Source organism: Oribacterium sp. HCP28S3_H8 (assembly GCF_052064775.1).
Classification (GTDB): domain Bacteria; phylum Bacillota; class Clostridia; order Lachnospirales; family Lachnospiraceae; genus Oribacterium.
This window is the reverse complement of sequence record NZ_JBQHUZ010000006.1, coordinates 64,544-76,125: the sequence shown is the minus strand read 5'-3', so window position 1 is coordinate 76,125 and position 11,582 is coordinate 64,544. Positions and strand designations below refer to the sequence as shown.

The following is an 11,582-nucleotide window of genomic DNA, read 5'->3' as shown; positions in this document are numbered from 1 at the left end:
TTAGGAGGAGAATATGGCAGACAGACCAATCGTTGCGATTTCTATGGGAGATCCGTTTGGTAACGGACCGGAAATTTCTGTTAAAGCTTTAAATGATAAAACTCTTTATGACAGATGCAAGCCACTGCTGGTTGGCGATAAGTCCTCTATGGAGTATGCTCTTGCGGTAGCTAAAAAGGTAGACAACATTGACCTTAAGCTTAATGTTGTAAAGGAGCCGGAGGAAGGTAAGTATGAGTATGGTACCATTGATCTCATCGATCTTGGTATTGTTCCTGCGGATCAGATCCCAAATACACTGAATGATCCCAATGGTCCTCAGCCATTCCATATTGGTGCTTGCAAGCTGGGCGGTGAAGCTGCGTTCCAGTATGTTGTTTATATTATCAAGCTTGCTATGGAAGACAAGGTTGATGCAACAGTAACCAATGCACTTTCCAAGGAAGCCATCAATATGGCAGGACATCATTACTCCGGCCATACTGAAATCTATGCAGATTATACGCATACCAAGAAATATGCGATGATGCTTGCACATGAAGATCTCCGCGTAGTACATGTATCTACACATGTATCTCTTAGAGAGGCATGTGATCGTGTAAAGAAGGATCGTGTACTTGATTGTATCCATATGGCTAATGAAGCATGTAAGGCACTCGGCATTGCTAATCCTAAGATTGGTGTTGCCGGACTTAATCCGCACTGTGGTGAGGACGGCATGTTTGGCCGCGAGGAGATCGAGGAGATCCAGCCTGCCATTGATGAGGCACTGAAGGAAGGTATCAATATCCCGGAGAAAAAGCCGACTCCTCCTGATACTGTATTTTCCAAAGCCCTTGGCGGATGGTATGACATCGTTGTTGTAATGTATCACGATCAGGGACATATCCCACTTAAGGTTAAGGGCTTTGTTTACAACAAGGCAGAGAAACACTGGGAGGCTGTTGCTGGTATCAATATGACACTGGGACTTCCGATTGTACGAGTTTCGGTTGATCATGGTACAGGATTTGGTCATGCAGGAAACGGCAAGGCCAATGAACTGTCTCTTGTCAATGCTATTGATGCAGCACTGCAGATGGCATCCTATCGTAAGGCACAGAAGCAGCTGAATAAGTAAACAATGCTTCTTGAGATCAGAATATAAACATACGAAATCGGGAGAGCCTCCATTAAGGAAGCTCTCCCGATCTTTTTATAATTCTGATATCTAAAATCAACTGCTTTACATGTTGATGCGCAGGATCTTTGCAAGATCAAGAATCAGATCCGGTCGGCCAAAGCCGCCTGATTTTGTTATGCAGTAATAATAGGAATCCTGATACCGGAATCGGGAAATTACTGTTGCGGGCAGGAGCTCCTCCAAAGGCTCCAAAGAATTTACGGAGAGGTTCCGCATGACCCCCAGTACTGTATCGCCACCGGTAAGAAGCAATGTAGCTGTGACACCGTCATCAAGTAGTCGTTTTAACAACAAACCAAGATGATCAGCAACCTTCAAACGTTCTTCCTTCCGGACATCCGGTCTGCTTTTGGAGATTGCGGGCGGATTGACATCGAGAATCAGGATATGCTTCTGCTCGAGGGTTCGGATCCAGTCGTCTGTTAGTTTTTGCAGATTGTCTCCGGTGCCTATGCCATCTTCTAGCAGACGCAATGGAAGATGGATCCGTGGTATACCAAGCTTTTCAGCGTGATCCATCTGCAGCATAGAAACAGGATTTACAGATCCACAGAGCATCAGGAGGCGGTCCGGGTAGACCGGAGGCGGGGCTTTGGTGTCGGAGAGAGGTAGTAAATCAGCCAGTACCGAGGCAAAACCAGCACAACCGGCAAGTACGTGCAGTTTTTTCTTATTATAAAGCGAAACGGCAATTTTTTTTATGTCTGACTGACTTGCTGCATCATAGAGTATGATACCGGATCCGGACTCCGGGGCATCCTGGCTTTCAACAAGCGTGACGGGCATGGACGTGCCCTGTCGCAATATATCCGGGACACTGGAAATAAGTGTTGGTTCAAATGGATCCTCGCCAAATACAGATTTGGCTAGAGGCACGCCGTTCACATATTGTATCCCGTGAATGGTTGTTCGTCCCATTTCGGGAAATGCCGGAACAAAGTGAATGCATCCTCCTACAAGCTCTGCGACAGCCGCAAGCTCTGCTCCAACATTCCCTCTAAGCGCAGAATCTGTCTTTTTGTAAATATAGGGAATCCCTGCTTTTACAGCTTGTCCGGTAATTTGAGCGACGATTTTACCGGCTTCGTTACAAGAAAGGTGCCGTGTTTCTGTATCGACCACCAAAACCCGGACGTTTGCGTCCACGGCTGAAAAATCAATTTCCGGTGTGACGATCACAGATGACACAGCACCTTTTTTTGCAAATTGAACGCTTGTGTCCAGTGCGCCGGTAAAGTCATCTGCCAAAATCAGTAGTTTTACCATGCGCTGTCACCTCATTCCCTTCAGGAAGCAGCTTCACGCTGCGGTGCATCCGGATGAGAGTTTTGCTTCTTACCGCAGAGGTAGCAGTATGCAAGGAATATTACACCAGCGACAAGTCCGAGTACGTCGGAGATGTCCATCGGCAGGATGAACAATACAGCAATGACTCCCAGTACAATACGTTCCCAGACCTTCAGATCATGGAACATATACCCTGCAACGCAGCCTGCGAGACAGAAGGTAGCAAAAAGCAGCATTGCTGCTGACTGAGCGATTTGTATACCAGTGCCTTCCAGCAGGAGTGCCGGACGATATACAAACATAAATGGTACGATGAAGCCGGTGATGGCAAAGGTAAATGCCTTCCATCCGGTTTTCCATGCCGAGCCTCCGGCGATACCTGCTGCGGTAAAGGATGCAAGACAAACCGGCGGGGTGATCTGTGCTACTACGCCAAAATAGAAGATGAACATATTAGCAACCAGCGGGGAAATGCTTAATCCCTGGATGGCGGATATGAACAGTGTATTAGCAATCAGGTAGGCTGCCACAGTAGGCAGTGCCATACCCAGGATGATGCAGCCGATTGCCGCAACGAGCAGTGCAATAAACAATGAGCTGTTACCGGTACGGTCGATGATCTTGGCAATTTTTACTGCAATACCGGAGCGGACAACAATTCCGATCATGATACCGCAGGCAGCTGTCGGAATTGCGATATTTGCGGCCTGACGGATACCATCCAGCATTGTCAGCAGGAACTTCTTGCCACTCATGCGGGTATCCTTTGAGATAAAGCTGATTGCAACAGCGATCACTGTGCAGAGGATGCCGGCTCTCGGCAGAGACATACCTTTAATGATCAGAGCAACGAGCACAACAATGGGGATCAGACGATAAAGTCTAGGCAGGATTGGTGCACCATCATAATGCACATTGGGGTTTTTACCAATGTGTTTTTTTCTGGCAATCAGATGTACGACCATCAGAGCAGCGATGAAATAGCCAAGGGCCGGTATGATCGCAGCTGCTGCAATATGGATATACTGGATACCAATGATTTCCGCCATGATAAAGGCACCAGCACCCATAATCGGCGGCATGATCTGGCCTCCGGTGGAGGCTACAGATTCAACTGCGCCTGCTTCCTCGGGAGAGTATCCGGTCTTTTTCATAAGCGGAATAGTGAATACACCAGTACCGGTAACATTGGCAACGGCAGAGCCGGAAATCATACCCATAAGACCGGAGGAGATGACAGCGGCTTTGGCCGGACCACCTACGGTCTTATCACTAAGCTTTAAACCTGCATCTGTTAATACAGAGCCACCTCCGCAGTTGGCAAAGAAGCAGCCGAACATCAGGAAGTAGAACAAGGTGTTAAGTGATGTCCCGAGAGGAGAGCCAAAGATACCATTTTCTCCGAGGGACAGAGTTTCAATAAAGCGACTGTAGCTGATGCCCTGGAAATGGAAGATTCCCGGGACAAACTGGCCGAACCATGCATAGGCAATGAAAAAGAGGATGACCCAGAACAACGACATGGATACCACGCGGCGTACAGCTTCCATAACGCAGATCAGGAGCAATGTACCGGCAACGACATCGTCGGTTTTCATCTTATCTACAGAATACAGTCGGTAATTCAACGCCTCTGCATGAGAAGCATAATAAATAAAAATGTATATGGTAGCTGCAATCAGAAATCCATCATAAATCCACCATGCCTTGCTGTGGTTTTTAGACTTATCTTCCATCGGATTCATAAGCCATACAATCAGCATGGCAAGACACATATGAAGCGGAAGTTGAAACCATGGATCCAAAGGCTTGATCAGCTTGATGTAGAGCTGAAATACCACCCAGAAAAGAGAAAGCGCAATAATTGCGGAACGGCGCCATATAGGCGCCTTCCGCATGATTTTTGCTATTTTTGTTTCATCATCATCCTGTTTGGCCAGCTTTTTACCGAGCTCATCAGCCTTGGACAGCTTCGGTTCCTGTTCCGATTTCTGTAAGGTTTGATTTTTATTATCGCTCATAGCCGAACCTCATTATTTCATATAACCCATTTCCTTATAGTAACGCTCTGCACCTGGATGAAGCGGGCATCCGCCGATCTTCTGAGATTCCCAGGCTGTCTTCGGATCCCATCCGGACAGAGAAGCATACTCTGCAACCAGTGCATCACGATTTTCAGAGAGCACCTTGGTGATCTGATAAACTGTATCCGCATCAAGGTTGGTGTTTGCAAACAAGCAGTCCGGAGATCCCGGAAGAACCAGATCCTTGTCCTGTCCCTTAAAGGAATTTGCCGGAATCGTGATCTTGTCATATCCTTTTTTATCGACAAACCAGTTCACAAGATCATCACCCCACTGCAGGAAGGTCACATCACATGTGGTGGCAATCTGTGCCATCGTGGAAGAAGCGGAAGATGTGTGGTCAATGTAGAAATCAATCTGACCATCGGCAAGTGCTTCGGCATTTTGGTCACCGCCCTGATTGGTGATGGAACCGCCCCAGCTCTTGAGATCATCTTCGGTTACGCCAAAATACTCGAGCAGGAGATAAGCACCTTCTGCGTCCATGGAACCCTTCTGAGAGCATCCGATTCTCAGCGGCAGTTTCTTTTCAAAAACTTCCTCGATTGTGGATACGTTGTTATCCTTGAGAAATTTGTTGGAGATACAGTTGATATAAGCAACCTGTGTCAGACCGCCGATCACTGCAGCATATCCATCGGTCGGCTCACGATCCAGAGTACCGGTTTCCAAAGCCCATTTGGCCGGAGCACCATTTACAAAGGAAAGATCTACGTTGTTTTCCTTGAAAATGTAAGGAGCTCCCATGCCGCCAGGATAGGACGGATCTACGTTTACTTCCTTAAAGCCTCCCTTTTCCTCCAGAACCTTGGACATGGCAACAATCATATTGTAAGATCCGGATCCTACCTTATCAGACCAGAAATTCAGTGTGGTGTTACTGAAATCGGTATTTCCGGAACTTCCGCCAGCATCCTTGCTTTCTGCCTGTGAGGACTCTGCTGCTGCAGCCTGCGTAGTAGCGGGAGCTGCCTCTTTACTTGCGGCGGCTGTGGTCTGTGAGGTACCTGAGGATCCGCATCCCGCCATGCTGGCTGCCAGCAAAGCTGCCAGTCCGATTGCTGTTGCCTTCATGAAATTTTTCTTCATTTGAAACTCCTCCCTTTCTTGAGTGTTCATAAATTTAACGATCTGACGGAAATTCCTAGCCGATTTTCTTAATGATCGTTCAGAACTTCGCCGTATGAGATAATACTACTAATAATATTTGAAATATTCTATTAATTTTATGTATATTGACGTTTAAATTATGAACGTTATAATAAATACATGATAATTATTACTATATATTGAGAAAAATATCTGAAATTTTAGATTGTATTGAGACTGTATTTGGCGTGAGTTCAATTTTTTTTTTGGGGGGGATGCACCATGGATAAACATTCAAAGACTCGGATTCTCGGGATTGCTCCTTATGATGGGTTAAAATCACTCATGGAGAGGACAGCGCTGGAATTTCCGGATATTGAGCTTACTGCGATGTCTGGTGATTTGCAGGAGGGAGTGACCAAGGCACGCAGCAATTTCCATGCGGATTATGATGTCATAATTTCCCGCGGAGGTACAGCACGTTTGCTTCGGGAACAGGTGGATATTCCGGTAATTGAGATACAGCTTGCGGAGTATGACATTCTCCGGGCAATTCATCTGGCTGAGAACATTAGTGATCGCTTTGCTATGGTTGGATTTCCAAATATTACCATGGCGTTTCAGAATCTCTCGGAGATGGTCAAAGCTGCACCGCGCATTTTTACTGTGGATCGGGCGGATGATGTGGATCCTACGATGGATGAGGTTTACCGCCTGGGATACAGAATCGTACTCTGTGATGTGGCCGCAAATACTTCGGCAAAGCATCATGGACTGAATGCGGTTCTGATCACATCCAGTCAGGGAGCGATCCGTAAGGCATTTGTTGATGCATGCACGCTGTGCCAGAATGTGCGCAGGCTACGTGATGAAAACCATTTTTTCAGGGAAATTATTAACCGGCAGAGCAGTGAAACGCTGATATTTGATGAACAGCAGAATCTGATCTTTTCTAATTTAAGGACAGAGCAAAGCGCTGAGCTTTTGAATATATTGAAACAGGAGATGAAAACACTGGAGAAAGATAAAACAGTGCGGATTGTAAAATATATCAGCGGCGGAATTTATAGTATTAAGGCACAGCGTCTATTGTCAATGGAACGTGAGTATGCGGTTTTTTTTATTACGAGAAGCAGAGCACCTCTTTCAGGAAGCCGCCAGGGGATACGATACTTTACGGAACAGGAGGCAAGGCAGGAGTTCAGCAGCAGTATCTTTGTTAATGCTTCTGATGTTCTGGGCAGAGAAGTAGACTTCTTGAGACTGGCGGATTCCAGACAGCCGGTTGTATTGCTTGGAGAGGAGGGAAGCGGCCGAGAGTCCGCGGCAAATCTGCTGTATTTCCGCTCAAATCACAGTAATCATCCATTTGTCTGTATCCGATGCCAGCTTTTAACACCTAAATCAAGAGAATTTCTTGCTTCAAGCCATAATTCTCCTTTTGCAGACTCAGATCTTACGATTTATTTTTCCGGAATGGAAAATCTGCCTGTAGAAGTTTTTGAGCAGATGATGGCACTGCTCAAAGACATGGATGTTGCTGCCCGCAATAAGCTGCTGTTTTCTGCAACAATTCATGCAGGTGCAGTTTCCAGGCAGGCAATCCAGATCATGGACCGTCTCGGATGCCTAAGACTCAATCTGCTGCCGCTGCGCGAGTTGAGAGAACATATTCCGGCTTTGGTTAATCTGTTTTTAAGTCAGCTCAGTATCTCTGAGGCTGTTGATGTGGCGGGGATAGAGAGTGGTGCATTGGAGATGCTTAAAAATTTTGACTGGCCCGGTAATTTTGCTCAGCTGAAACGTGTTATGCGGGAATTGGTGTCAAGAAGCAGCGAAACCATTACATTGGCAGAAACTGCACGGATTCTGTCTATGGAGTCGCGGGAGGTTTTGGCTAATGTATCGCCGGCTGCAGAACAGGAACCGATGCGCTTGGACCGTACACTGGATGAGATTAACCGGGACATTGTGCGGCGAGTTCTTAAAGAATGCAAACAAAACCAGACATTGACGGCAAAGCGACTGGGCATATCCCGCACTACAGTCTGGAAACTGATGAAACAGTAGCGAGGCTGTTATTATGGACTGCAGGATTATATACATTATAAGCTCTACATGCGGTCCAGGCATTTATGAAGCCATTCCAGATAGGATTCCTCGCGCAGGATCGCTCCCTCCAGGACCATGTAGTCTCCATATGCCTGGGTGCAGATTTCGGGCGGAACATTACCGTAGGTGTCAGACATGATATGCATGAGCTTTGCGAGAGATTTCTCGTGCTGCAGTACAGCGTTGTCAAGATGCTGAGATAGCTCTTGCGGAGTCATATTTTCGCAGAAATACATACGTAGCCTAAACACATCCTTGGGCGTAGGTGCGAGAGGTTCATCCTCCGAAAGCCACGCTGCAAATTCCTTTTTTCCGGCATCAGTGATGGTATACATCTTTTTTTCAAATTTATCGGTAAGATTGACGAGTTCGCAGGTGATCAGCCCCTCCTCTGTAAGGCGGTTCAGCTCTGGATATACCTGGCTGTGCTTGGCATGCCAGAAATTTGCAAGTTTATTATTGTTGAATTCTCTGGTGATATCATATCCGCTCATAGACTGACGATTGATCAAACCGAGAAGTGCATACTTAAGTGTCCGCATATATCCTCCGGAAAACACCGGATCCTGTAAGTTAGATACTTACAGGATCTATGGGCCATAATTATTTTCATACAATATCTTAGCAAAAAATAGCAGTATTTCATACATCTGTATTACGTGTATCTAATTTCGGAATTTGATTCTTCTTGTCCGCCAGATGGAAATTCTGACCGGCCTTTTTGCGACGTTTCTGTAGGTGAGTGAAGCTCCAGTATATTCTGACCCAGATATTTATTGGCATAGTCCAGCACATAGTAACTGAATTTTAAGCGGTCTCTGGTGATGGTGCTGCTTAAGTCGTGTCCGAGGACATCTGTAATTTTGTGAATTTTGTTTAGCATAGTGTTTCGGTGGATATAGAGTAATTCCGCAGCCTGGCTGGTGTTTCCCTCGCAGTCCAGGTATGCCCGCAGACTGTTTAACAGATCTGTTCCGTACTTTTGATCATAAAGGATCAGGGCAATTAGTTCATTATTACACAAGTGAGCGGGATTCTGACTGGCAAGCTGCGCACCCTCTCCACTCAAAGCCATCTCGACAATTTCATACATGGCATAATCTTCATAGTAAATAATCCGTTTCTCCGGAGAAATTTTCCGTGCAAGCCGAAGCGCGTCATGGATCTGATGGTAGATCGGAGGCATTGAGGTAAGGAATTCTGAAGCATTTCCGATGGATGCATAGCCATTATATTGCTTTAAAATTTCCAGAAGCTGCAGTTGATTAAATTGCAGCCGGCTGCTGCGTTTCCGCTTCTTAACCATAAGTATGATGTCTCCCCGGTAGGTTGTTATATTGCTATAAGGAAAGATGTATTCCAGCTGGGAAATGATATAGTTCCAGGGAATGCTGGCATTCGCATTGGATGCGCTGCGTTCAAAATGAATCATCAGCAGGTGATAATAGCGTTTTACTGCCAGTTTTACCAGCTTAAGCCGTTGATTAAGTTCCTTCTGATCAGTCAGGCGTGCTTCAATCAGGTCAGCGACTAAACTTCCGAGTGCAGCATTGGCACTATAATCTGCACCTGCTTCCGTAAACATATATTTTGAAATATAAGAAGCCAGGATTTTAAGAAGCTCACCGTAATATGCATCAGACTCCGGACCATTAAGAGTCATGATCAGACGTGCTACCAGCTGATCATGGTATCGAATCAAATGAACCATGTTGTAATTATTGCTGGCAGAGGATACGTACTGCATCCAGTCAACACCCGATTGCACGGGAGACTCCCGGTGGATCATTTCGATAGTTTCAAAAGAGAGATATCCATTTGCGTGTAGTTCCTGAGCTATGGCATCTTGTACGTGAGGGTTGTATATAGCGGCTATTTCTTTAAAACCGGCGTTAATTAAAAGAAGCGTTGCATCAATTTTTTCTGCTCCCAGCCGGAGAAGCTCTCCCACACCGGCATTATGATAGAGAACATTATCCAGTTGCTTCAGCCAGATGTGAAAGGAATGCATGTAATCATGGACATCGTTATAAAGAGCGCAGGGCTTGGAATTACAGGCGATCAACCGGATGTTTTTGGGAATGCATCCCTCCTGAAATAATGCAGGACAATCCCCGGAAGAAATGACCAGGTAGTCTGATTCCGCATCAAATGCGCCGTGCTGTATACGGGATAAAACATCTGCAGACTTGCCTACATAAAGATAACCCGGACACATGGTTGCTGCATCGGGATCTACAAGACAGATCCCCTTATCAATGGATAGATAGTCTTGTTTTGTATTGCTAAAAATGATACTTCCGTCAAGGTGATGAATTAACAGCAGAGTGGGAAACAATTCCATAAGATCTCCTCTCATTTTCAGGAAATATAGTACTCATTATAGCGGATTCATGTGCAAAGTGCACTTATTAAGATCATAAATCCTATGCGTACAGGAAATTGTTTTAACAAAGAAATATCTGTTAATATATTAACAACATTTTGGGATAACTTTCTTAAAGAGGGGGATTTGTATGTTAGCTGCAGTAGGATTTATCCTGATCGTAATTATGGTAGCTCTCATTATGAGCGGAAAAATTGCGCTACCGCCGATTCTGATTTTGCTTCCGGTGATTGCGTCTCTGGTTCTTGGGTATGGATTTAAGGATATCAAAGGATTTCTGGATACAGGACTTGGAAGCGTATTAAACACTGCGGTATTGTTTTCCTTTGCTGTGATTTACTTTAATGTTCTGGGCGATGCAGGCATGTTTGATCTGATCGTTGGTAAGGTTATGCGGTATATCGGCAATTCTATACCGCTCGTATTGATTATGACATGTCTTCTGACAATGATTTCTCATTTGGATGGTTCTGGTGCAACTACCATGTTGATTACCATACCAACCATGCTACCACTGTTTCAGAAAATGAAAATTAAACCAACCTGGCTGCTCTTTTATGTTGGTCTGGTATCCGGCGTGGAAAATATGCTGCCATGGACTTCTGCACAGGCTCGTGTTGCAGCGGCCACGAATGTGGATGCGTATGAGATATGGAGGATGGTTCTGCCGATTCAGATCGTTGGATTTGTAATTTTACTGGCCAGCTGCTTTTTTATCGGCAACTATCTGAAACGCCAGGGCTGTGGAGTATCCGATGAGGAGTTTGCAGAGCTGAAACAGGGAATTGTCAAGGAAAAGGAACCGGTTCTCAAGGTATCTAAGACGGTTATGGCGATCGACATTATTATGACAATTGTGCTGGTACTCGCCATGCTGCTTAAGCTGATCAACACAAATCTCGCCTTTATGGTAGGTTTGTCCATCGCATTGATTTTGAATTGCAAGAGCGCTAAGGAGCAGACTGCACAGATTAAAAAGCATGGTTCCAATGCGCTCAATATGGTAATGATGATTTTTGCCATTGGCGTACTGGTTGGTACACTTAAGGATACCGGCATGATGCAGGCAATGACGGATGCTTTGCTTGGCATCCTTCCGAAATCTGCCGGCAGGCATATTCCGATGATTGTTGCATTGTTCTCGGTGCCGTTGTCCATGGCAGTAGGATCAGATACGGTATATATGGTCATGACTCCTATTTTTGGACAGATGGCAATGGCGTATGGCGGAACGATGGAGGCAGCGGTTATAGGCGCATTGATAGGATCCTGTATCGCAGCCAATCTCTGTCTGGTTGGTCCGACACCGTATCTTGCGCTTGGACTTGCAGGTGTGGATATGAAGGATAATCTTAGGGCTAATTTCCTGCCTACATGGATTCTGGGCATTGTACTGGCGCTTGTTGCGGGAGTATTAGGAGTCATTCCATTCTGATCTTAA

General features: G+C 45.6%; 8 protein-coding genes. 3 read left to right on the top strand and 5 right to left on the bottom strand.

Annotated features, from left to right (window positions below):
* The first annotated feature begins 13 nt into the window (after positions 1-13).
* Positions 14-1,120 (top strand): PdxA family dehydrogenase, encoded by a 1,107-nt coding sequence (locus ACTNEN_RS08490; RefSeq protein WP_441205825.1) that lies wholly within the window; start codon positions 14-16, stop codon positions 1,118-1,120.
* A gap of 105 nt (positions 1,121-1,225) precedes the next feature.
* Here ACTNEN_RS08490 and ACTNEN_RS08485 read toward each other — a convergent pair whose 3' ends face one another.
* The 3 genes from ACTNEN_RS08485 to ACTNEN_RS08475 are packed head-to-tail and all read right to left on the bottom strand — an operon-like array spanning position 1,226 to position 5,643.
* On the bottom strand, positions 1,226-2,449 hold the full coding sequence (locus ACTNEN_RS08485) for a four-carbon acid sugar kinase family protein (protein WP_441205824.1): 1,224 nt from the start codon (positions 2,447-2,449) through the stop codon (positions 1,226-1,228).
* 20 nt (positions 2,450-2,469) lie between these two features.
* Entirely contained in the window at positions 2,470-4,491 is a 2,022-nt protein-coding gene (locus ACTNEN_RS08480; RefSeq protein WP_441205822.1) for a TRAP transporter fused permease subunit, read from the bottom strand.
* 12 nt (positions 4,492-4,503) lie between these two features.
* Positions 4,504-5,643, bottom strand: a complete 1,140-nt coding sequence (locus ACTNEN_RS08475; protein WP_441205820.1) for a TAXI family TRAP transporter solute-binding subunit — start codon at positions 5,641-5,643, stop codon at positions 4,504-4,506.
* 282 nt (positions 5,644-5,925) lie between these two features.
* Here ACTNEN_RS08475 and ACTNEN_RS08470 point away from each other — a divergent pair, with 282 nt between their 5' ends.
* The gene (locus tag ACTNEN_RS08470; protein WP_441205819.1) at positions 5,926-7,713 is read left to right on the top strand and encodes a PrpR N-terminal domain-containing protein; all 1,788 of its coding nucleotides are present in this window, start codon (positions 5,926-5,928) and stop codon (positions 7,711-7,713) included.
* 44 nt (positions 7,714-7,757) lie between these two features.
* Here ACTNEN_RS08470 and ACTNEN_RS08465 read toward each other — a convergent pair whose 3' ends face one another.
* Both ACTNEN_RS08465 and ACTNEN_RS08460 read right to left on the bottom strand, forming a co-directional pair.
* The gene (locus ACTNEN_RS08465; RefSeq protein ID WP_441205818.1) at positions 7,758-8,297 is read right to left on the bottom strand and encodes a PadR family transcriptional regulator; all 540 of its coding nucleotides are present in this window, start codon (positions 8,295-8,297) and stop codon (positions 7,758-7,760) included.
* A 113-nt stretch (positions 8,298-8,410) separates the two neighbouring features.
* Positions 8,411-10,099 (bottom strand): PucR family transcriptional regulator, encoded by a 1,689-nt coding sequence (locus ACTNEN_RS08460; RefSeq protein ID WP_441205816.1) that lies wholly within the window; start codon positions 10,097-10,099, stop codon positions 8,411-8,413.
* A gap of 172 nt (positions 10,100-10,271) precedes the next feature.
* Between ACTNEN_RS08460 and ACTNEN_RS08455 the strand changes: the two genes are divergently transcribed.
* The gene (locus tag ACTNEN_RS08455; protein WP_441205814.1) at positions 10,272-11,576 is read left to right on the top strand and encodes an SLC13 family permease; all 1,305 of its coding nucleotides are present in this window, start codon (positions 10,272-10,274) and stop codon (positions 11,574-11,576) included.
* Positions 11,577-11,582: the final 6 nt, after the last annotated feature.

Bases quoted from the DNA above. Each gene is read 5' to 3' on its own strand.
- ACTNEN_RS08490 (WP_441205825.1), top strand. From the start codon at position 14: ATGGCAGACAGACCAATCGTTGCGATTTCTATGGGAGATCCGTTTGGT.
- ACTNEN_RS08485 (WP_441205824.1), bottom strand. From the start codon at position 2,449: ATGGTAAAACTACTGATTTTGGCAGATGACTTTACCGGCGCACTGGAC.
- ACTNEN_RS08480 (WP_441205822.1), bottom strand. From the start codon at position 4,491: ATGAGCGATAATAAAAATCAAACCTTACAGAAATCGGAACAGGAACCG.
- ACTNEN_RS08475 (WP_441205820.1), bottom strand. From the start codon at position 5,643: ATGAAGAAAAATTTCATGAAGGCAACAGCAATCGGACTGGCAGCTTTG.
- ACTNEN_RS08470 (WP_441205819.1), top strand. From the start codon at position 5,926: ATGGATAAACATTCAAAGACTCGGATTCTCGGGATTGCTCCTTATGAT.
- ACTNEN_RS08465 (WP_441205818.1), bottom strand. From the start codon at position 8,297: ATGCGGACACTTAAGTATGCACTTCTCGGTTTGATCAATCGTCAGTCT.
- ACTNEN_RS08460 (WP_441205816.1), bottom strand. From the start codon at position 10,099: ATGGAATTGTTTCCCACTCTGCTGTTAATTCATCACCTTGACGGAAGT.
- ACTNEN_RS08455 (WP_441205814.1), top strand. From the start codon at position 10,272: ATGTTAGCTGCAGTAGGATTTATCCTGATCGTAATTATGGTAGCTCTC.